This window comes from Pseudomonas sp. 7SR1, assembly GCF_900156465.1.
Classification (GTDB): domain Bacteria; phylum Pseudomonadota; class Gammaproteobacteria; order Pseudomonadales; family Pseudomonadaceae; genus Aquipseudomonas.
In genome coordinates, this window is the sequence record NZ_LT707064.1 from 1,680,346 (window position 1) to 1,701,180 (window position 20,835).

Here is a 20,835-nt window from a genome sequence, read left to right on the forward strand (position 1 = left end):
AATCATCTCGATAAGGACCCGGACTGTGCCGGAACGCTGTGGATCCTAGGCCTTCAGGAAAATAAGGGCCAATGCTGTTAAACACTGCCCTATGCATATTCGGCATAATGCACATGTGACGCCGGGCGAACGGCGAACGTGTGACCTGTTTTGGTGCGTGTGTCGTGCATGCGTTGGGCATGTGCAGGGAGAACGTGATGAATCTTGAAAGCAAATGGCTCGAGGACTTCAGTGCCCTGGCCGCCACTCGCAGTTTCTCCCAGGCGGCCGAGCGCCGCTTCGTGACGCAACCGGCTTTCAGCCGACGCATCCGCAGCCTTGAGGCGGCGCTGGGGCTGACGCTGGTCAACCGCTCCCGCACGCCGGTGGAACTGACGGCGGCGGGGCAGTTGTTCCTGGTGACGGCACGCACCGTGGTGGAGCAACTGGGCGAGGTGCTGCGTCACCTGCATCACCTGGAGGGTGGACAGGGCGAGGTGATACAGGTGGCGGCCGCGCATTCCCTGGCCCTGGGCTTTTTCCCACGCTGGATCGCCCAACTGCGCAATGAAGGCATGAACATCGCCACCCGGCTGGTGGCCACCAACGTGGGCGATGCCGTCCATGCCCTGCGCGAAGGCGGCTGCGATTTGATGCTGGCCTTCTATGACCCGGATTCGGCCATGCAGATGGATCCGGAGATCTTCCCGTCACTGCACCTGGGCCAGACCGAAATGCTGCCGGTATGCGCCGCCGATGCCGATGGCAGGCCGCTGTTCGATCTCGAAGGCGAGGCCAGCGTGCCGTTGCTGGCCTACAGCGCCGGGGCGTTCCTCGGACGCTCGGTGAACCAGTTGCTGCGCCAGCGGGCGCTGCGTTTCACCACGGTCTACGAAACGGCCATGGCCGACAGCCTCAAGAGCATGGCCCTGGAAGGCCTGGGCATCGCCTGGGTGCCGCAACTGAGCGTGCGCGCCGAGCTGGCCCGAGGTGAACTGGTGATCTGCGGCGGTACCCAATGGCATGTACCGCTGGAGATCCGCCTGTATCGCTGCGCCCTGGTGCGCAAGGCCAATGTACGACTGCTCTGGCGCAAGCTCGAGGGGGGCGTGGCCCAGGGTGCCATCGGATCCTGAAAACAACACGCAACCCCTTGTGGGAGCGAGCTTGCTCGCAATGGCGTTGGCTCTGCAGCATTGATGGCGACTGACACACCGCTATCGCGATCAAGCTCGCTCCCACAGGGATGCGGGCTGTTCCCTCGCTGACCTGCGAGTCAATAAAGCCGCCGCTTCAGCCCAAATGACAGATGGTCGGCGAAGATGCGTTTAACGCACCGTTTTCGGTATACTGCCCGGCCTTCGGTCGGTTCGCCCGGCCATAATTCGTACAACAAGCCACGCTGGTTTCCCGCGTGGCTTGTTGTTTTTTGACGCGCCCGCGGGCGCCCAGAGAGAAGAGGCACGACGATGAGTGCACTGGTTGGCGTGATCATGGGCTCCAAGTCCGATTGGTCCACCCTTAGCCACACCGCCGATATGCTGGAAAAGCTCGGCATCCCCTATGAGGTGAAAGTGGTTTCCGCCCACCGCACCCCGGATCTGCTGTTCCAGTACGCCGAAGAGGCCGAGGCTCGTGGCATCGAGGTGATCATCGCCGGTGCCGGTGGCGCGGCCCACCTGCCGGGCATGTGTGCGGCCAAGACGCACCTGCCGGTGCTGGGCGTGCCGGTACAGTCGTCGATGCTCTCGGGAGTCGATTCGCTGCTGTCCATCGTGCAGATGCCGGCCGGCATTCCGGTCGCGACCCTGGCCATCGGCAAGGCTGGCGCGATCAACGCGGCCCTGCTCTCGGCGAGCATCCTGGGCGCCAAGCACCCACAATTTCATACCGTATTGAAGAAATTCCGCGCTGAACAGACAGACAGCGTCCTGGACAATCCGGACCCACGCATTGCCTGAGGTGGTTGACGAATGAAGATCGGTGTAATCGGTGGCGGCCAGTTGGGCCGCATGTTGGCCCTGGCGGGTACGCCGCTGGGGATGAACTTCGCTTTCCTGGACCCGGCCCCGGACGCTTGTGCCAGTGCCCTGGGCGAGCATCTGCGGGCTGACTACGGCGACCAGGACCACCTTCGCCAACTGGCCGATGAAGTCGATCTGGTGACCTTCGAATTCGAAAGCGTCCCGGCCGAGACCGTTGCCTTCCTGTCCCAGTTCGTTCCGGTCTACCCGAGCGCCGAGGCCTTGCGCATCGCGCGAGACCGCTGGTTCGAAAAGAACATGTTCAAGGACCTGGGCATTCCCACCCCGGCCTTCGCCGACATTCAGTCCCAGGCCGACCTGGACGCCGCCGTCGCGTCCATCGGCCTGCCGGCCGTGCTCAAGACCCGCACCCTGGGCTACGACGGCAAGGGCCAGAAAGTCCTGCGCACGCCCGAAGACGTGGCCGGTACATTCGCCGAGCTGGGCAGCGTGGGCTGCCTGCTGGAAGGCTTCGTACCATTTACCGGGGAAGTCTCGCTGATCGCCGTGCGTGCCCGCGACGGTGAGATCCGTTTCTATCCGCTGGTGCACAACACCCACAAGGACGGCATCCTCAAGCTGTCCGTCGCCAGCACCGACCACCCGCTGCAGGCACTGGCCGAGGACTACTCCAGCCGGGTGCTCAAGCAGCTCGATTACGTCGGCGTGATGGCGTTCGAGTTCTTTGAAGTGGACGGCGGCCTCAAGGCCAACGAGATCGCCCCTCGGGTGCACAACTCCGGGCACTGGACCACCGAGGGCGCCGAGTGCAGCCAGTTCGAAAACCACCTCAGGGCGGTGGCCGGGCTGCCCCTGGGTTCGACCGCCAAGGTCGGCGAAAGCGCGATGCTCAACTTCATCGGCAAGGTGCCGGACACCGAGAAAGTCCTGGCAATCGCCGACTGCCATCTGCATCACTACGGCAAGGCGTTCAAGGCCGGACGCAAGGTCGGCCACGCCAACCTGCGGTGTGCCGATCGGGCCACGCTGGCCCAGCAGATCATCAAGGTCGAGACGCTGATCGCCGAGCATTGATCCGCAACATTTTGGAACCATTCGTCGGCAGGATTCTCTCATGGCAAGGTGCCAAAGCCTGACTAGGCTTTGGCATGAGTCCTACTCAAGAGGAAATGCCATGGGAATCATCGGAACCATCTTTATCGGCTTGATCGTTGGCCTGCTGGCGCGCTTCCTGAAACCGGGTGATGACAGCATGGGCTGGATCATGACCATTCTGCTCGGTATTGGCGGTTCGTTGGCAGCCACCTATGGCGGCCAGGCCCTGGGCATCTACCAGGCGGGCGAAGGTGCCGGCTTCATCGGTGCCCTGGTGGGCGCGGTCGTATTGCTGGTGATCTACGGCCTGATCAAAAGAAACTGAATCAAATGCGTCAAGGCCCTCTCTACGGCGCGTAGAGAGGGCTAGAATGCCCGGCGTCCTACCTTTCACTCTTTGCCGAGCCCTTTCATGCGCCGTCTAGTGTTGACCCTTCTTTTGCTGGGCAGTGCCTTGGCCCATGCAGCCGAACTGCCGGAAACCGACTGGCTCGAGCTGATGCCCAAGTCGGACCAGAAAGCCCTCGAGGCCATGCCCGAGATCGACCACAACTCCCCGGAAGCCGATGGCACCTTCACTCAGAAAGGCGGCCTGAAACAGAGCAAGGGCTTGCCGGCGGTGATGTATTCGACCAAGACCGTGGCGTCGATGAACGACAAGCACATCCGCATCGGCGGTTATCCGGTACCCTTGGAAACCGATGCCAAGGGTCACAGCACGCTGTTTTTCCTGGTGCCATACCCTGGCGCCTGCATCCACGTTCCGCCACCGCCGCCCAACCAGTTGGTACTGGTGCGTTACCCCAAGGGCCTGAAGCTGGATGACATCTACACCCCGTTATGGGTGACCGGCACGCTGAAGATCGAAAAGGTCGACAACGACCTGGCGAGCGCGGCGTATGCGCTGGACGCGCAGAAGGTGAGGGTAGTGCAGGACGCGGATCTGTAACCGACTGCTCGGCTGACCCAAAACCATGCGGGAGCGAGCAGGCTCGCTCCCGCTGTGGTTTTTGTGGCGTGGCTTAGAGCGGCTTGCTGCTGATGCTCACGCCAAGGGTATGGCTGGCCTCTGGCAGCAAGGTCACCACATCGTCCATCACATTCGCCGTTTCGATGCACAGCATGCGCTGCCAGCCATCGTCGGCCATGTCGCTGAAGGCCTTGGCGCGTTCGGTCCAGGGGTTCCAGATCACCGCCGAACGCGAACCGCTGCTGGTCAGTTCGATCCGTCGTGTCCAGTGCGGGTCCACGATGCTCAGCGTCGGCGGGGTATCGAGATAGATGCGATCCGTCTCGCCGGAAAAATGCAGGTCACCGGCCTGGGTCGCTGTGTTCCAGTCGTCCAGGGTCTCGATGTAACTCAGGCCATCGACCCCTTGGACATGCACGTTGCGGACATCGCTGACGGCGAAATAGCTGTGTAGCGCCTGGCTGAGGCTGACGGTCTCGCTGCCACGGTTATGGCTGGTGAGGCTGATGTGCAACTGCGTGTCCATCACGATGGCCAGCGTCAGGTCCACCTGATGGGGCCAGCCCGACAGGCCGTTCTCAGGATAAGGCAGCACGAACTCCACCTTCAGGCTGTCGCCTTCGGCTTCGATGCCCTTCAATGTCCAGTCCATAGCCCGCACTAGGCCGTGGGCGGTGGCTGGCTCGTTGCTCACGCGCATGGCTTGTACGCTGTCGGGGTTGCGGGTGAGGTTGCCGAACCATGGCCAGCACACCGGGACACCGGCGCGGATGCTCTTGCCGGTCTTGAAGGTGGCCTGGTCGTTGAGCCAGATCAGCGGCGGCTGGCCGTCCACTTGATAGCTGAGGATATGCGCGCCTTGCTGGGCCACCAGCAACTCGGCCTGGCCGTGGCGAATGTGCCATCCATTGAGTTCATCCAGTTTGACGGCTTCGACATTGGGCGTAGGCATGCTGCAAATCTCGCTCGGGAACAGGAACTGCAATGGACCGCAAAACGGTCGCCGTGTTTAACGGGCGCGGGGCGGAACCGAACGGGTGCGACCGCTGCCATCGATGGCGACGAACACGAACACGGCCTCGGTGACCTTGCGCCATTCACTGGACAGCGGATCGTCGCTCCAGACCTCGACCATCATCTGGATCGAGCTGCGACCGATTTCCAGGGTCTGGGTGTAGAACGACAGTTGTGCACCCACCGCTACCGGCACCAGGAACGCCATGCGATCGATCGCCACGGTCGCCACGCGCCCGCCGGCTACCCGGCTGGCCATTGCCGTGCCGGCCAGGTCCATCTGGGACACCAGCCAGCCGCCGAAAATATCGCCAAAGCCGTTGGTGTCACGGGGAAGTGCGGTGATCTGCAGGGCCAGGTCGCCTTGCGGGATTGGATCTTCTTGCTCGAGCTCTATCATGCCGAAGGGGCCTCTGACCCGTAACTCTGTCTTGTACTTCAGGTGAATAGCCGTCTTTGTAAAAAACGATTCAGCCCGAACATGCTGCGTTCGTCACGTTTTTCGTAAAGGCGTGCCAAAGGGATACTCTGCGAAACCGGCTGGTTTTTCATTGCGCCCACCAACGACGTTTTCGCACAGCAACCCCTTACAGAGTGTCGCAAGCTTGCGAGTATATCGGGCGATAGACGTCGAGACGACCACTAGTGCCCTCATTCCCCAATAAGGTTCTCCTTTGATGGCGTCCCTCGCCGTCATGCTGCATTGCCGCTTCTCAAGGCGCCCGTTTGCGCAACTGGACACCCGGCTCCGATTTTCGATGCCCAAGGGCACGTCTCCATGTGCTTTTTCGAACAATTTGCTATCGTGCCAAACCTTGCCCCAACCCGTATCGGTGGGTTGCGGAAACGACTATAAGAGAAGCCCCTCCCATGACCACTGCGCCTTCGAGCACGGCAACACCCGCGCAACCCGCCCGTCCGCTGACCCGCAATGATTACAAGACCCTGTCGCTATCGGCCCTGGGCGGCGCGCTGGAGTTCTACGATTTCATCATTTTCGTGTTCTTCGCCACCGTGGTCGGGAAATTGTTCTTTCCCGCCGAAATGCCCGAGTGGCTGCGCCTGATGCAGACGTTCGGCATTTTTGCCGCCGGTTACCTGGCCCGTCCGCTGGGCGGGATCATCATGGCTCACTTCGGCGACCTGCTGGGACGCAAGAAGATGTTCACCTTGAGCATCTTCATGATGGCGGTGCCTACCCTGATCATGGGTCTGTTACCCACTTATGCGCAGATCGGCATGTGGGCGCCGATCCTGCTGTTGCTTATGCGGGTGATCCAAGGGGCGGCCATCGGTGGCGAAGTGCCGGGGGCTTGGGTATTCGTTTCCGAACACGTTCCGGCGCGCCACATCGGTTATGCCTGCGGCACCCTCACTTCCGGCCTGACGGCGGGGATCCTGCTGGGGTCGCTGGTGGCCACCGCCATCAACAGCCTTTATACGCCCGTGGAAGTGGCGGAGTTCGCCTGGCGGATTCCGTTCCTGCTGGGCGGCGTGTTCGGTCTTTTCTCGGTGTACCTGCGCCAGTGGCTGCACGAGACTCCGGTATTCGCGGAGCTGCAGCTGCGCAAGGCATTGGCCGAAGAAGTGCCGTTGCGCGCAGTGCTGCGTGACCATCGAGGCGCCATCATCGTTTCCATGCTGCTGACCTGGTTGTTGTCCGCCGCCATCGTGGTGCTGATCCTGATGACCCCGACGGTCCTGCAGACGGTCTATCACTTCCAGCCGACCACCGCCCTGCAGTCCAACAGCCTGGCGATCGTGATGCTGAGCATCGGCTGCATCCTGGCCGGTGTGCTGGCCGACCGCTTCGGCGCGGGACGTGTCTTCGTGTTCGGCTGCGCCGCATTGCTGGCCAGTAGCTGGACCTTCTACCACAACCTGGCCGAGCATCCGCAGTGGCTGTTCCCGATGTATGCCCTCACCGGTCTTCTGGTGGGCACCATCGGCGCGGTTCCCTATGTCATGGTCAAGGCCTTTCCGCCGGTGGTGCGCTTCAGCGGCCTGTCGTTCTCCTACAACGTTGCCTACGCGATTTTCGGCGGCCTGACGCCAATGATCGTCAGCCTGCTGCTCAAGGAAAGCCCGATGGGACCGGCCTATTACGTGGCGGTGCTGTGTGGCGTCGGGATGGTGGTAGGGGCCTATCTCTGGAAAAAAGGGCGCTAGACCGGTTCTGTGGCGAGGAGATAAATCCCCTTGCCACGACATCTTGTAAAACTCGATGCTGGCCTTTCATCCAATTGTCATATTTCAGCCATAGAGTGTTCACACGGCTTACAGATACTTGGCCGACTTAACACACCCTATCTGCTAGGAGTAAGGCATGAAACTGAAGCGTTTGATGGCGGCAATGACTTTTGTCGCTGCTGGCGTTGCGACTGCCAACGCGGTTGCCGCTGTTGACCCTGCGATCCCGAGCTACACCAAGACCACTGGTGTGTCGGGCAACCTGTCCAGCGTCGGCTCCGATACCCTGGCCAACCTGATGACCTTGTGGGCCGAGAACTACAAGAAAGAATACCCGAACGTAAACATCCAGATCCAGGCCGCCGGTTCCTCCACCGCGCCGCCCGCACTCACCGAAGGCACCTCCAACCTGGGCCCGATGAGCCGCAAGATGAAGGACAACGAACTGCAGGCCTTCGAACAGAAGTACGGCTACAAGCCAACCGCTATCCCGGTTGCCGTGGACGCCCTGGCCGTATTCGTGCACAAGGACAACCCGATCCAGCACCTGACCATGGAGCAGGTCGACGCGATCTTCTCCTCCACTCGTCTGTGCGGCGGCAAGACCGACGTCAAGACCTGGGGTGACCTGGGCGTGACCGGTGACCTGGCCAACAAGCCGGTCCAACTGTTCGGTCGTAACTCGGTATCCGGCACCTACGGCTACTTCAAGGAAGAAGCCCTGTGCAAAGGCGACTACAAGCCAAACGTCAACGAGCAACCAGGTTCGGCTTCGGTCGTGCAGTCCATCAGCTCTTCGCTCAACGGCGTGGGCTACTCGGGCATCGGCTACAAGACCGCCAGCGTGAAGACCGTGGCCCTGGCCAAGAAAGGCAGCACTGAGTTCGTCGAGGACACCGAAGAGAACGCCCTGAACGGCAAGTACCCGCTGTCGCGTTTCCTCTACGTGTATGTCAACAAGGCTCCGAACAAGCCTCTGGCTCCCCTGGAAGCCGAGTTCGTGAAGCTGATCCTGTCCAAGCAAGGCCAGGAAGTCGTGGTCAAGGATGGCTACATCCCACTGCCAGCCAAGGTAGCCGCCAAGGCCCTGGCTGACCTGGGTCTGTCGGAAGGCGGCAACGTCGCCAAGAAGTAAGCCCTGAGCCCGGGCCGGCGCCCGGGCTTTTGTGGAAGCGGGCCTGCTCGCGAAGAGGCCGGTGCATTCGACGTCGATGTCGACCGGCCCGATGCTGTCGCGAACGGGCTCGCTCCCACACACAAATTCCTGTCCGCTGCCGGTTTGTTCGGCGGCGGATTTGTTGCGTCACTGCATTGTCATCTTTCTGTCATACAGGATCGCTAGGGTGTGCGCATGAATGATCTGGCCAATTCCACAATGACTACGACTTCCCCTCCCAAGCGCATTGATTTCAATACGCCTGAGCTTCAACGCAAGCGTCGCGTCCGCGCGCTCAAGGATCGCCTGACCCGCTGGTACGTGCTGGTGGGTGGCCTTGCCGTCCTGGCGGCCATTACCCTGATTTTCTTCTTCCTGGCCTATGTCGTGCTCCCGCTGTTCCAGGGTGCGGACCTGACGGCCAAGGACTCCATCACGCCGGCCTGGATGCAGGACGCCGGCAAACCGCTGATGATCTCCATCGAAGAGCAGAACCAGGTGGCCATGCGGGTTTCCGACAAGGGCCAGGCGCTGTTCTTCGACCTGACCAGCGGCGCCGAACTGCGCCGTGTCGACCTGCCGGTCCCGGCCGGCGCCAGCGTGACGTCCATTGGCGAAGACCAGCCCGGCAGCCCGCTGGTGGTGATCGGCCTGTCCAATGGCCAGGCCCTGGTGTTCCGTCATACCTATAAGGTCACCTACCCGGACGGCAAGAAAACCATCTCGCCTGCCGTCGAATATCCTTATGGTGAGACGCCGATCGTCTTGAGCGAGCAGGGCGCGCCCCTGGAGCACGTCAGCCTCAACGCCACCGATTCGACCCTGTTGCTTGCCGGTTCCAGCGGTGCCCAGTTGCAGGTGCTGTCGCTCACCAGCGAAGAAAACATGATGACCGGCGAGATCACCAGCGAGCAGACGCGCATCGAGCTGCCGCAGATGACCGAGCCGGTGAAGAACATCTTCGTCGACCCTCGCCAGCAATGGCTGTATGTGGTCAACGGCCGGGCCCAGGCCGACGTGTTCAACCTGCGGGACAAGAGCCTCAACGGCCGCTACAAGCTGCTGGAAAACGCCGAAGCCCAGATCACCGCCGCCGCCCAGCTGGTGGGGGGGATCTCGCTGATCTTCGGTGATTCCAAGGGTGGCCTGGCCCAATGGTTCATGGCCCGCGATGCGGACGGCGAGCAACGCCTGAAGCAGATCCGCACCTTCCAGATGGGCACCACGCCGATCGTCGAGATCAGCGCCGAAGAGCGCCGCAAAGGCTTCGTCGCCCTCGATGCCGCCGGCAAGCTCGGCGTGTTCCACAGTACCGCCCACCGCACCCTGCTGGTGGACCAGGTGGTCGATGGCCAAGGTCTGTTCGGCATGTCGCCGCGGGCCAACCGCCTGATCGTGGAGCAGGGCGGCAAGCTGCAGCCGCTGACCCTGGACAACCCGCACCCGGAAGTGTCCTGGAGCGCCCTGTGGAGCAAGGTCTGGTACGAGAACTACGACGAGCCTAAATACGTCTGGCAATCGACCGCCGCCAACACCGACTTCGAACCCAAGCTGAGCCTTTCCCCGCTGACCTTCGGTACGCTCAAGGCCGCGTTCTACGCCATGCTGCTGGCCGCGCCGCTGGCCGTCGCCGCCGCGATCTACACCGCCTACTTCATGGCCCCCGGCATGCGCCGCAAGGTCAAGCCGGTGATCGAGCTGATGGAAGCGATGCCGACGGTGATCCTCGGTTTCTTCGCCGGCCTGTTCCTGGCGCCGTACGTGGAAGGGCATCTGCCAGGTATCTTCAGCCTGCTGATGCTGTTGCCCATCGGCATCCTGGTGTCCGGCTTCGCCTTCAGCCGCCTGCCCGAGTCGATTCGCCTGAAAGTGCCGGACGGCTGGGAGAGCGCGCTGCTGATTCCGGTGATCATGTTCGTGGGCTGGCTGTCGCTGTACATGAGCCCGTACATGGAAGCCTGGTTCTTCGGCGGCGACATGCGCATGTGGATTTCCCATGACCTGGGCATCACCTATGACCAGCGCAACGCCCTGGTGGTGGGCCTGGCGATGGGTTTCGCGGTGATCCCGAACATCTACTCCATCGCCGAAGACGCCGTATTCAGCGTACCTCGCGGCCTGACCCTGGGCTCCCTGGCCCTGGGTGCCACGCCGTGGCAGACCATGACCCGCGTGGTGATCCTCACTGCCAGTCCGGGCATTTTCTCGGCACTGATGATCGGCATGGGCCGGGCGGTGGGCGAGACCATGATCGTGCTGATGGCCACCGGTAATACGCCGGTCATGGAAATGAACCTGTTCGAAGGCCTGCGCACCCTGGCGGCCAACGTGGCGGTGGAGATGCCCGAGTCTGAAGTCGGTGGCAGCCATTACCGCGTACTGTTCCTGTCGGCACTGGTGTTGCTGCTGTTCACCTTTGTCATGAACACCCTCGCCGAGCTGATCCGTCAGCGTCTGCGCAAGAAATATTCGTCGCTTTAAGAAAGGTAGAAGTCTGTGAAACAGCACTCCCTGAAAGGATGGTTCAAGAGCGGCGCCCCCGGCGTCTGGATCAGCGGTGGCGCGGTGTCCATCGCGGTGATCATGACCATTGGCCTGCTGGCAGTGATTGCCGTGCGCGGCCTGGGCCACTTCTGGCCGGCGGACCTGATCCACGCCAGCTACAACGTGCCGGGCATGCCCAGTCACCTGGTGGTCGGCGAAGTGGTGCAGAAAGAAGAAGTGCCTCGCGAGCGGCTGAAAAGCGCTGGCCTGCCGGTGCCCGACGAAGGCCCCGAGTTCATGACCCGCGAGCTGGTGAAGGTGGGTAACCGGGACCTCAATGGCACCGACTTCACCTGGATCGTCGGCGACTGGCTGACCAACCAGACCACGCCACCGGAGCTGATGGCCATCGAGCGCCGCGAGTGGGGCAACTTCTACGGCTACCTGGTCAACGTCAAGGAGGAGGGCAAGGTCGTTGCCGAAGGCGAGGCCGCCTGGCCGCAGTTGCAGGCCCGGGTGGAGCGCGTCAACCAACTGGCCGCGGAGCTCAAGACCCTGGAGAAGGTCGAGATCGGTGCGATCAACGCCGGACTGGAGCGTATCCGCCTGCACGGTCGCAAGCTGGAGCTGGACGGCAAGCTTGACGCCTCGGCCCAGGCCGACCTGGACAGCGAGCGTGCCGAGCTCAACGCTCGCTACAAGGACATCGAGGTACGCCTGACCGACCTGCACGCCCAGTTCAACCGCGACAGCCTGACCGCCCGGGATGCCAACGGCAAGGAAGTGGAAATCAGCATCGGCAAGGTGGTGCACGCCTATCAGCCGAACGGCATGGGTACCTTCACCAAGCTGGGGTTCTATTTCAGCAAGGTCTGGGAGTTCCTCAGCGACGACCCTCGTGAAGCCAACACCGAAGGCGGGATTTTCCCGGCGATCTTCGGCACCGTGATGATGACCCTGATCATGGCGATGATCGTGACGCCGTTCGGCGTACTGGCGGCTGTATACCTGCGCGAATATGCGCGCCAAGGCACCATGACCCGGCTGATCCGTATCGCCGTGAACAACCTGGCGGGCGTCCCGGCCATCGTGTACGGCGTGTTCGGCCTGGGCTTCTTCGTCTACGTGCTGGGTGGTTCGGTCGACCGGCTGTTCTTCCCCGAAGCCCTGCCGGCGCCGACCTTCGGGACTCCTGGCCTGCTCTGGGCGTCCCTGACCCTGGCGCTGCTGGCGGTGCCGGTGGTGATCGTGGCGACCGAGGAAGGCCTGGCGCGTATCCCGCGGACCGTGCGCGAAGGCTCCCTGGCCCTCGGCGCGACCAAGGCCGAGACGCTGTGGAAGATCGTGCTGCCCATGGCGAGCCCGGCGATGATGACCGGCATGATCCTCGCCGTGGCCCGCGCCGCGGGCGAAGTGGCGCCGCTGATGCTGGTGGGCGTGGTGAAACTGGCACCTTCGCTGCCGCTGGACGGTAACTACCCGTACCTGCACCTGGACCAGAAGATCATGCACCTGGGCTTCCATATCTATGACGTGGGCTTCCAGAGTCCGAACGTAGAAGCGGCGCGGCCGTTGGTCTACGCCACGGCGCTGCTGCTGGTACTGGTGATCGCGATATTGAACCTGTCGGCGGTGTGGATCCGTAACCACCTGCGCGAGAAGTACAAGGCACTGGATAGTTGATTACGCACTGATTTTCTGTGGGAGCGAGCCTGCTCGCGATGGCATCGCCTCGGTCCAGCGCCGGGCCGAGGTGCCAGAAACGCGAGCAGGCTCGCTCCCACACAACCGAACCGAATTTGTTAGCACAGGGAGCCTCCCATGCAACACGAAGCACATACACACGGCATCAACATGTCGGCCCTGGGCCGCGACAAGCAGAGCCTGAACCTGGCCGAAGAAACCGTCGCCATCGAAGTGCCCGGCCTGAACCTGTTCTACGGCCAGAAGCAGGCGCTGTACGACGTCAGCCTGAACATCCCGAAACAGCGCGTGACCGCGTTCATCGGTCCGTCGGGTTGCGGCAAGTCCACCCTGCTGCGCACCTTCAACCGCATGAACGACCTGGTGGACGGTTGCCGCGTCGAGGGTGAGATCAACCTCTACGGCAACAACATCTACCGCAAGGGCGAAGACGTGGCCGAGCTGCGCCGTCGCGTGGGCATGGTGTTCCAGAAGCCCAACCCGTTCCCCAAGACCATCTACGAGAACGTGGTCTATGGCCTGCGCATCCAGGGCATCAACAAGAAGCGCGTACTCGACGAAGCCGTGGAGTGGGCGCTCAAGGGCGCGGCCCTGTGGGATGAAGTCAAGGATCGCCTGCACGACTCGGCCCTGGGCCTGTCCGGTGGTCAGCAGCAGCGTCTGGTGATTGCCCGCACCATCGCCGTGGAGCCGGAAGTATTGCTGCTCGACGAGCCTTGCTCGGCCCTGGACCCGATCTCGACCCTGAAGGTCGAGGAGCTGATCTACGAACTCAAGTCCAAGTTCACCATCGTCATCGTGACCCACAACATGCAACAGGCGGCTCGGGTCTCCGACTACACCGCGTTCATGTACATGGGCAAACTGGTGGAATTCGGCGATACCGATACGCTGTTCACCAATCCGGCCAAGAAGCAGACCGAAGACTACATCACCGGTCGTTATGGCTAGTCGAGGCCGTTGCAAGCCGCAGAGCACAGGCGGCAGATGCGATCCGGATCAACATTTAACTGCTTGAAGCTTGCAGCTTGAAGCTTGCAACTTTCGCGGAGCGAACAAGATGATTTCGAAGGAAGGCCTTACTCACCACATTTCCGCACAGTTCAACGCCGAGCTGGAGGAAGTGCGCAGTCACCTGCTGGCCATGGGCGGGCTGGTGGAAAAGCAGGTCAACGACGCGGTGACCGCGCTGATCGAGGCCGATTCGGGCCTGGCCCAGCAAGTGCGCGAGATCGACGACCAGATCAACCAGATGGAGCGCAACATCGACGAGGAGTGCCTGCGCATTCTGGCCCGTCGCCAACCCGCTGCTTCCGACCTGCGCTTGATCATCAGCATCTCCAAGTCAGTGATCGATCTTGAGCGGATCGGCGACGAAGCCACCAAGATCGCTCGCCGCGCCATCCAGTTGTGCGAAGAGGGCGAGGCGCCGCGCGGTTACGTCGAGGTTCGCCACATCGGTGACCAGGTGCGCAACATGGTGCGCGATGCCCTGGACGCCTTTGCCCGTTTCGACGCCGACCTGGCGCTGTCGGTGGCCCAGTACGACAAGATCATCGACCGCGAATACAAGACCGCCCTGCGCGAGCTGGCGACCTACATGATGGAAGACCCGCGTTCCATCTCCCGGGTGCTGAGCATCATCTGGGTCCTGCGTTCCCTGGAGCGTATCGGCGATCATGCGCGCAACATCTCGGAACTTGTGATCTATCTCGTGCGTGGCACCGATGTACGGCACATGGGGCTCAAGCGAATGAAGGAAGAAGTTGAGGGCACCCCGTCCGAAACCGCTAATGTTCCGGGTGAAACTGACGATAAGTAAGATTGCCCAAGAAAAGCGCCCGGCCTTCTGGTCGGGCTTTTTTTTGTGGCCTTTTTAATCGAAAGCAGCACCCCGCGAACGAAAAGTCCCGGCGTGACTGACGGTTTTTGGCAATATGCCATCAGTAAAAGCGGTATGCTTGCCGGGATTTTTTAGAGGTGGATCTGGATGAGTAAGGTCAGTGTGTTGGTCGTGGACGATGCTTCGTTCATTCGTGACCTGGTGAAGAAGTGCCTGCGCAATTACTTCCCGGGCATCCGTATCGAGGACGCGGTGAACGGCAGGAAAGCCCAGGCCCTGCTGGCCCGTGAGGCATTCGACCTAGTGCTGTGCGACTGGGAAATGCCGGAGATGTCCGGTCTTGAGTTGCTCACCTGGTGCCGCCAGCAGGACAACCTCAAGGGTATGCCGTTCGTGATGGTCACCAGCCGTGGCGACAAGGAGAACGTGGTCCAGGCGATCCAGGCCGGCGTTTCCGGCTACGTCAGCAAGCCCTTCACCAACGAACAGTTGCTGACCAAGGTCAAGCAGGCCTTGCACAAGGTCGGCAAGCTCGACACCCTGATGAACAGCGCCCCGACCAAGATGAACTCGGCGTTCGGCAACGACTCCCTCAGCGCACTGACCGGCGGCAAGGGCGCGCCGGTAGTGACGGCTGCCGCGCCAGCTCCTGCTGCCGCCAGACCGGCCGCCGCTGCCCCTGCCGCTGCCGCACCGGCTGCTCCCGCCGCCGCGCCGGCCCGTGGCTTGCTCAACAGCCCGCCCGTCAAGGCGCCGGCCGCCTCCGCAGCGACCGCCAACCGCGGCCAGGGCCAGTTGCGCCTGTCCAGCGGCACCCAGCAATGCGTGATCAAGGCCCTGAGCCTCAAGGAAGCGCTGCTGGTGGTCAAGCGCACCGACACCCTGCCTCAGGTGCTTGAAAGCTCCGTGCTGGACATGGAGCAGGGCGACAACGCCGAAACCGCGCGCCTGAACGGTTATCTGCACGCCATCGTCGCCCATGAGCAGACACCGGATAGCGAATGGCTGCAACTGACCTTCCGCTTCGTCGACAAAGACCCGCAGAAGCTCGACTACATCTCCCGCCTCATCGCCCGCGGCACGGCGCAGAAGCACTTCGTTCCCGGCGCCTGATCCGGCGACGGCCTCCAGCCCGCTGTCGCGAGCGGGCTCGCTTCCACATTGGTCTGCAGTATCCACAGTCCTCTGTGAGAGCATGCTCAAGACCGGCTCCTCCAATCTTGAGTGCAACATGCTCGTCATGTCGGACAGCAAGACTGACCATTGGTCCGGACTGTTATTTCCTACAGGTTGCTCTTCAGGTTTTTTCTCATAAGTTGCTGCGGACAGTCGTCCTGATGGTTGCCTGCACAATGGGAGAGCGTGATGAGCCTATTTATCAGCCTGGAAGAAAGAAATCGAATAGCCGATGCATTACACCGTGATCAGGCACCGTTGCTCGAGGCTTCGATCGATGAAGCCGTGGACGGGAAAGTCTCGTATGCCGATCTGGAGACGGGATTGACCATCCGTATTCCTTTTGTCGATGGGATGCGGGTGGATGGTCGATATCATGTAGTGCTGCAATCGGTGGATGGGCCTGGCAGGTTTGGTATGGGTGGAACAATCCAGGAAGCGAACCAGGACATCGTCGTGGACGTGCCGGCTGACCGGGCGTTGGGGTTCCAGGGGCAGCAGGCCGCACTCTATTATTTCTATCTGGAATATCCGGTCGAAGAGACGAAATCGCCAGTCGTCGTGCTGTCAATGGAGGGACAGATATATAAGCCTGTAGTGGATGAAGCGGTTGACGGCATGATTCCCCTCCCGGTGGTTGTGCAAGGCGTCAGGCTGCGCATCAGAGCCGGCTCATCGCTCACGCCGGGTGCTCTTGTTTCTGTCTATTGGTGGGGTTCGAGCGCGGATACCTGTTTCGTCAAGCACATGGTTATTGGGCCGGGTCCGGTGGAGGATCTGGTCGTGCCCGTGGGGGCGGATTTTCTGGTACCGATCAAACACGGCACTGTCAGGGTTATCTACACGGTGCAATCGACAACGGGAACGAGGGTATCCCCTGTCCTTGAACTCGGTGTCGCTGGCGACCTGGCCGTGCCCGCTGGGATCCACCAGCAAGGACAGGAAACTCGTAGCGTGGTCTATCTTTCGGCCATCAGTGAGGGAGGCTCTTATCCGTTTCGGCTGTTGACTCAGGGAATGGTTGCGGGCGATGTCGTGATATTTTTCTTCACCGGCTATCGGCTCGGCTCTGAACTGGTGATACGGCATACGGTCAAGCAATCGGATATCACCGCTGGCCTGATAATGTTCGGGGTACCGATTTCGTATTTATCGTTGCAAGAGAGTGCCTGGGTTTGGAGTATGGTTGATCGTCCGGAGGGTGGTGCTGTAGGGTCTCCTGATCTGCCTTTGTTCCTTGTGTCCCCTTCCCGAAGCGGGGGCCAGTGCCTGTAGATTGATTTTGGGAACCCATCTGCTCGCGATCTGGCCATGGGCCTGAGCAAAGCGCTTGTGGCCTGCAATTTTGAAACATCCGTCGACTACGCTGGTCCATCCCAGCTGCTAGGCTGCTGTGCAGGCCTTCACTTTTCGACAGAATCTTGCCCATGCTCGTGCCTTTGCTGTTTGCCTGTGGTCTTGTCCTGGCCTCCACGTCGGCCGTGGCCATGACAATCTACAAATCCACCGATGCCAATGGCGTGGTGTCCTATAGCGACCGCCCCAGCAAGGGCGCCCAGGTGTTCGTGTTCCGTGATCGCATGGTCGAGCGCCTGGAACGACAGGTGTTTCTTGATATCCGCAAGCAAAAAGGCGCGGACGCGGTGTTCGTGCGCAATGACCTGTACGCGCCGGTGGAGATCGAGTTGAGCTTCGCCGGGTTGAGCAACGTCAGTGGCGCGCCGAGCCGGCCGATTCGTCGGGTGTTGCCGGCGCGCAGCAACCTGCGCCTGGCGCTGCTCACGGCCACGCAGCCCGGCCGGCCCCTGGTGTACACCCCGCGGTTCGAATACTCCCTGGGCGACCCCGCCGGCACGGCGCAAGCCTACCGCTACCCATTGCCGTGGCGCGGCGGGCCGTTTCGCCTGAGCCAGGGCGCCAATGGCCAATACAGTCATTACGGCCCCAAGAATCGCTACGCCATGGACATCGCCATGCCCGAAGGCACGCCGATCATCGCGGCGCGTGGCGGCGTGGTCATCAAGACTGAAAACGAACAGACCGGCAGGGGGGACGATCCTTCGGGCAACTTCGTGCGGATACTGCACGACGACGGGACCATGGGGGTCTACCTGCACCTGCAGAAAGGCTCGGTGAGCGTGCGGGAAGGGCAACGGGTGGGGGTGGGTACGCCGTTGGCGTTGTCCGGCAACACCGGCAACAGCTCCGGTCCGCACCTGCATTTCGTGGTGCAGCGCAACACCGGCTTGGGGTTGGTGTCGATTCCCTACCAGTTCAACCAGCCCGTGGGGGACTTGCCCAACTTTGCGGTGGGCAAGCAGTAGCCTCTGCAGCAGCAAAAGCGCTTCTGTGGCGAGGGGACAAAACCCCTCGCCACAGAAGGGTCGTCGCCGCAAAGGTGTTGATGCTCAATCGAGCATCAACACCTTCGCCAGGATGATCTTCGGGCCTTTCATCTTCTTGATGATGATCCGCAGGCCTTCGACTTCCAGCACTTCTTCCTCTTCCGGCACCCGCTTGAGGGTTTCATAGACCAACCCTGCAAGCGTCTCGGCCTCGATGTGATCCAGGTCGATGCCCAGCAGACGCTCGACCTTGAACAACGGCGTGTCGCCCCGTACCAGCAGCTTGCCCGGCTGGTAGGCCAGGATGCCGCGCTCGGCCTTGCGGTGTTCGTCCTGGATGTCGCCCACCAGCACTTCCAGCACGTCCTCCATGGTCAGGTAGCCGATGATGTTGCCGTCGGCTTCCTCCACCAGGGCGAAGTGCGAGCCGCCCTTGCGGAACTGCTCCAGCAGCTGCGACAGCGGCATGTGCCGCGACACACGCTCCAGGGGCCGGGTCAGTTCGGCCAGGTTGAACGATTCGGGGATGTGGTCCAGGGCCGCCAGTTCCAGCAGCAGGTCCTTGATGTGCAGCAGGCCCACGAACTCCTGGCGTTCGCTGTCGTACACCGGGTAGCGGCTGAATTTGTGACGGCGGAACATCGCCAGGATTTCCTTGAGCGGCGCGTTGAACTCCAGCGTCACCAGGTCTTCCCGGGAATTGGCCCAGTCCACCACCTCCAGCTCGCCCATTTCCACGGCCGAGGCCAGCACGCGCATGCCCTGGTCGCTGGGGTCCTGGCCACGGCTGGAGTGCAGGATGAGCTTGAGCTCCTCACGGCTGTAGTGGTGCTCGTGATGGGGGCCCGGTTCCCCTTGGCCGGCGATGCGCAGGATGGCGTTGGCGCTGGCGTTGAGCAGGTAGATGGCCGGATACATGAGCCAGTAGAACAGGTACAGCGGCACGGCGGTCCACAGCGACAAAAGCTCGGGTTTGCGGATGGCCCAGGATTTGGGCGCCAGTTCGCCGACCACGATGTGCAGGTACGAAATGATGAAGAACGCGGTGAAGAAGGAAACGCCCTTGATCACTTCCGGCGATTCGACGCCCACCGCGCCCAGCAGCGGTTCGAGGATGTGCGCGAACGCCGGCTCACCGACCCAGCCCAGGCCCAGGGAGGCGAGGGTAATGCCCAGCTGGCAGGCGGACAGGTAGGCGTCGAGCTGGCTATGGACGGTGCGCAGGATGTGCCCCCGCCAGCCGTTCTGCTCGGCGATGGCTTCGACCCGGGTCGAGCGCAGCTTGACCATGGCAAATTCGGCCGCAACGAAGAATCCGTTGAGCAGAACCAGGATCAGAGCAAAGAGAATCATGCCGAATTCGGCGAAAAGTGTGACGAGGGACAAGCCAGGGGATGGGTCCATGATGGGGTTTTGCAGGTTCCGTGAGTGCTTGGAGGGTCAAAAATGCATGCCTGCAAAGGCAGGCGCAAGTCAGCCAATGTAGCGGCTGACTCGGCAATTGCCTAGAGGGAAGCGCCGGCGTGCGTCAATCGGCAGGGGTGGCGTGACGCGCGCGAACCACCTGCGCCGGGGCGAAATGGCAAGTAAAAGTGCTGCCGTGGCCGGGCACGCTGCTGATTTCCATGCGGCCTCGGTGCCGCAACAGGACATGCTTGACGATCGCCAGCCCCAAGCCGGTGCCACCGGTATTGGAGTTGCGGCTGGAGTCGACACGGTAGAAGCGTTCGGTCAGGCGCGGCAGGTGCTTGCTGTCGATGCCGATGCCCGAGTCCTGCACGCTCAGGTGCGCGCCTTGCACGTCGCCCCACCAACGGATATGGATCCGGCCTTGTTCCGGCGTGTACTTGACCGCATTGAACACCAGGTTGGAAAACGCGCTGCGCAGTTCTGCCTCGCTGCCCTTGAGCTGCACCAGCGGGTCGGCTTCCAGGGTGATGGTTTGTTGCTTGGGGCCGGACAGCTCCTGGGCATCTTCGCTGATGATCTGCAGCAGGTCGTCGATGGGGACCGGCTGGTTGTCCGACGGGTAATCGGTGGCCTCCAGCTTCGCCAGCAACAGCAAGTCGTTGAGCAGGGTCTGCATGCGTCCGCTCTGCTGGTGCATCTGCTGCAGGGCCCGGCGCCAGCGCGGGTTCACCTCGTCGACATTATCGAGCAGGGTTTCCAGGTAGCCGCAGATCACTGTCAGGGGCGTGCGCAGTTCGTGGGATACGTTGGCGATGAAGTCCTTGCGCATCTGTTCCAGCTGATGAATGCGTGTCACGTCGCGCACCAGCATCAGGTGTTCGTTGTTGCCATAGCGGGTGATGTACAGCTGGATGCGCAGCCGGTCATTGGTGGGGGACGGGATTTCCAGGGGTTCGGCGTAGTTTTCCTGCTCGAAGTATTCCTTGAATCGCGGGTGGCGTACCAGGTTGGTCACCGGCTGGCCGCTGTCCTGGGGCGTCTTGAGGCCCAGCAGGGTCTCGGCGGCGCGGTTCCACCATTCCAGGTTGCCGTCGCTGTCGAGCATGATCACCGCGTCCTTGAGGGCCGCCGTAGACTCCTGCACCCGGTCGATCACCGCTTGCAGGCGGCCACGCACGCGCTGGTCGCGCCGTTGCAGGTGGTAGATGCTGTCGAACACCTCGCCCCACAGTCCGTAGCCGTCGGGCGGGGCCTCGTCGGGTTTGTGCAGGCGCAGCCATTCGTGCAGGCGCAGCAGTTGCTTGAGGGTCCAGGCCAGGTAGAGGGCCAGGCCCGCCGCCAGGCTCCAGGCGTAATGCCCGCTGATCAGGCCGATCACCAGGCAGCCGGTGACCAGCAACAACATGTGGCGAATCAGGGTGCCATGCCAGTTTTGATTCAATTGAACACGCGTCCTTGTCAGCTTGTCGGGCGGTAAGGGCTCG

At 61.9% G+C, this 20,835-nt stretch carries 18 protein-coding genes; 14 read left to right on the forward strand and 4 right to left on the reverse strand.

The window, feature by feature from the left end; all coding sequences use genetic code 11:
• Positions 1–197: 197 nt before the first annotated feature.
• From BW992_RS07555 to BW992_RS07575, 5 genes are all read left to right on the forward strand, one after another.
• Positions 198–1,115 (forward strand): LysR substrate-binding domain-containing protein, encoded by a 918-nt coding sequence (locus BW992_RS07555; protein ID WP_072397267.1) that lies wholly within the window; start codon positions 198–200, stop codon positions 1,113–1,115.
• A 333-nt stretch (positions 1,116–1,448) separates the two neighbouring features.
• Entirely contained in the window at positions 1,449–1,940 is a 492-nt protein-coding gene (gene purE, locus BW992_RS07560) for a 5-(carboxyamino)imidazole ribonucleotide mutase (protein ID WP_003196369.1), read from the forward strand.
• Positions 1,941–1,952: 12 nt separating this feature from the next.
• On the forward strand, positions 1,953–3,038 hold the full coding sequence (locus tag BW992_RS07565) for a 5-(carboxyamino)imidazole ribonucleotide synthase (RefSeq protein WP_072397265.1): 1,086 nt from the start codon (positions 1,953–1,955) through the stop codon (positions 3,036–3,038).
• A gap of 100 nt (positions 3,039–3,138) precedes the next feature.
• On the forward strand, positions 3,139–3,384 hold the full coding sequence (locus BW992_RS07570) for a GlsB/YeaQ/YmgE family stress response membrane protein (RefSeq protein ID WP_039593587.1): 246 nt from the start codon (positions 3,139–3,141) through the stop codon (positions 3,382–3,384).
• An 87-nt stretch (positions 3,385–3,471) separates the two neighbouring features.
• Positions 3,472–4,008, forward strand: a complete 537-nt coding sequence (locus BW992_RS07575) for a DUF3299 domain-containing protein (protein WP_072397263.1) — start codon at positions 3,472–3,474, stop codon at positions 4,006–4,008.
• Between the two features lie 73 nt (positions 4,009–4,081).
• Here BW992_RS07575 and BW992_RS07580 read toward each other — a convergent pair whose 3' ends face one another.
• On the reverse strand, positions 4,082–4,981 hold the full coding sequence (locus tag BW992_RS07580; RefSeq protein ID WP_076405917.1) for a D-hexose-6-phosphate mutarotase: 900 nt from the start codon (positions 4,979–4,981) through the stop codon (positions 4,082–4,084).
• 57 nt (positions 4,982–5,038) lie between these two features.
• The gene (locus BW992_RS07585; RefSeq protein WP_024777863.1) at positions 5,039–5,443 is read right to left on the reverse strand and encodes an acyl-CoA thioesterase; all 405 of its coding nucleotides are present in this window, start codon (positions 5,441–5,443) and stop codon (positions 5,039–5,041) included.
• A gap of 470 nt (positions 5,444–5,913) precedes the next feature.
• Between BW992_RS07585 and BW992_RS07590 the strand changes: the two genes are divergently transcribed.
• The 9 genes from BW992_RS07590 (at position 5,914) to BW992_RS07630 (ending at position 17,920) form a co-directional block, all read left to right on the forward strand.
• Positions 5,914–7,212: an MFS transporter gene (locus BW992_RS07590; RefSeq protein WP_072397261.1), complete on the forward strand. Its 1,299-nt coding sequence runs from the start codon at positions 5,914–5,916 to the stop codon at positions 7,210–7,212.
• A 157-nt stretch (positions 7,213–7,369) separates the two neighbouring features.
• Complete coding sequence (locus BW992_RS07595) at positions 7,370–8,368, forward strand: phosphate ABC transporter substrate-binding protein PstS (protein WP_072397249.1); 999 nt, start codon at positions 7,370–7,372, stop codon at positions 8,366–8,368.
• 468 nt (positions 8,369–8,836) lie between these two features.
• Entirely contained in the window at positions 8,837–10,870 is a 2,034-nt protein-coding gene (locus BW992_RS07600) for an ABC transporter permease subunit (protein WP_172834652.1), read from the forward strand.
• Positions 10,871–10,885: 15 nt separating this feature from the next.
• The gene (gene pstA, locus BW992_RS07605) at positions 10,886–12,556 is read left to right on the forward strand and encodes a phosphate ABC transporter permease PstA (protein WP_076405919.1); all 1,671 of its coding nucleotides are present in this window, start codon (positions 10,886–10,888) and stop codon (positions 12,554–12,556) included.
• Positions 12,557–12,694: 138 nt separating this feature from the next.
• Positions 12,695–13,528 (forward strand): phosphate ABC transporter ATP-binding protein PstB, encoded by an 834-nt coding sequence (gene pstB / locus BW992_RS07610; RefSeq protein ID WP_072397244.1) that lies wholly within the window; start codon positions 12,695–12,697, stop codon positions 13,526–13,528.
• A gap of 109 nt (positions 13,529–13,637) precedes the next feature.
• On the forward strand, positions 13,638–14,399 hold the full coding sequence (gene phoU / locus BW992_RS07615) for a phosphate signaling complex protein PhoU (protein ID WP_030139132.1): 762 nt from the start codon (positions 13,638–13,640) through the stop codon (positions 14,397–14,399).
• Positions 14,400–14,567: 168 nt separating this feature from the next.
• A complete protein-coding gene (locus BW992_RS07620) occupies positions 14,568–15,533 on the forward strand; it encodes a response regulator (RefSeq protein WP_072397240.1) in 966 nt (321 codons plus the stop codon).
• Between the two features lie 252 nt (positions 15,534–15,785).
• The gene (locus tag BW992_RS07625) at positions 15,786–16,871 is read left to right on the forward strand and encodes a hypothetical protein (RefSeq protein WP_076405921.1); all 1,086 of its coding nucleotides are present in this window, start codon (positions 15,786–15,788) and stop codon (positions 16,869–16,871) included.
• 152 nt (positions 16,872–17,023) lie between these two features.
• A complete protein-coding gene (locus tag BW992_RS07630) occupies positions 17,024–17,920 on the forward strand; it encodes a peptidoglycan DD-metalloendopeptidase family protein (RefSeq protein WP_072397236.1) in 897 nt (298 codons plus the stop codon).
• Positions 17,921–18,004: 84 nt separating this feature from the next.
• Here the strand turns inward: BW992_RS07630 and BW992_RS07635 are convergent, their stop codons facing one another.
• Together BW992_RS07635 and phoR are read right to left on the reverse strand one after the other, a co-directional pair.
• Positions 18,005–19,345, reverse strand: a complete 1,341-nt coding sequence (locus BW992_RS07635) for a hemolysin family protein (RefSeq protein ID WP_072397234.1) — start codon at positions 19,343–19,345, stop codon at positions 18,005–18,007.
• Positions 19,346–19,469: 124 nt separating this feature from the next.
• Entirely contained in the window at positions 19,470–20,756 is a 1,287-nt protein-coding gene (gene phoR, locus BW992_RS07640; protein WP_231991122.1) for a phosphate regulon sensor histidine kinase PhoR, read from the reverse strand.
• Positions 20,757–20,835 lie beyond the last annotated feature (79 nt).

Coding starts and splice junctions, on each gene's coding strand:
- BW992_RS07570 (WP_039593587.1), top strand. CDS start 3,139: ATGGGAATCATCGGAACCATCTTTATCGGCTTGATCGTTGGCCTGCTG.
- BW992_RS07590 (WP_072397261.1), top strand. CDS start 5,914: ATGACCACTGCGCCTTCGAGCACGGCAACACCCGCGCAACCCGCCCGT.
- BW992_RS07625 (WP_076405921.1), top strand. CDS start 15,786: ATGAGCCTATTTATCAGCCTGGAAGAAAGAAATCGAATAGCCGATGCA.
- phoR (WP_231991122.1), bottom strand. CDS start 20,756: ATGTTGTTGCTGGTCACCGGCTGCCTGGTGATCGGCCTGATCAGCGGG.
- BW992_RS07600 (WP_172834652.1), top strand. CDS start 8,837: ATGCAGGACGCCGGCAAACCGCTGATGATCTCCATCGAAGAGCAGAAC.
- BW992_RS07585 (WP_024777863.1), bottom strand. CDS start 5,443: ATGATAGAGCTCGAGCAAGAAGATCCAATCCCGCAAGGCGACCTGGCC.
- pstB (WP_072397244.1), top strand. CDS start 12,695: ATGCAACACGAAGCACATACACACGGCATCAACATGTCGGCCCTGGGC.
- phoU (WP_030139132.1), top strand. CDS start 13,638: ATGATTTCGAAGGAAGGCCTTACTCACCACATTTCCGCACAGTTCAAC.
- BW992_RS07635 (WP_072397234.1), bottom strand. CDS start 19,345: ATGGACCCATCCCCTGGCTTGTCCCTCGTCACACTTTTCGCCGAATTC.
- BW992_RS07565 (WP_072397265.1), top strand. CDS start 1,953: ATGAAGATCGGTGTAATCGGTGGCGGCCAGTTGGGCCGCATGTTGGCC.
- BW992_RS07595 (WP_072397249.1), top strand. CDS start 7,370: ATGAAACTGAAGCGTTTGATGGCGGCAATGACTTTTGTCGCTGCTGGC.
- BW992_RS07580 (WP_076405917.1), bottom strand. CDS start 4,981: ATGCCTACGCCCAATGTCGAAGCCGTCAAACTGGATGAACTCAATGGA.
- purE (WP_003196369.1), top strand. CDS start 1,449: ATGAGTGCACTGGTTGGCGTGATCATGGGCTCCAAGTCCGATTGGTCC.
- BW992_RS07620 (WP_072397240.1), top strand. CDS start 14,568: ATGAGTAAGGTCAGTGTGTTGGTCGTGGACGATGCTTCGTTCATTCGT.
- BW992_RS07630 (WP_072397236.1), top strand. CDS start 17,024: ATGCTCGTGCCTTTGCTGTTTGCCTGTGGTCTTGTCCTGGCCTCCACG.
- BW992_RS07575 (WP_072397263.1), top strand. CDS start 3,472: ATGCGCCGTCTAGTGTTGACCCTTCTTTTGCTGGGCAGTGCCTTGGCC.
- BW992_RS07555 (WP_072397267.1), top strand. CDS start 198: ATGAATCTTGAAAGCAAATGGCTCGAGGACTTCAGTGCCCTGGCCGCC.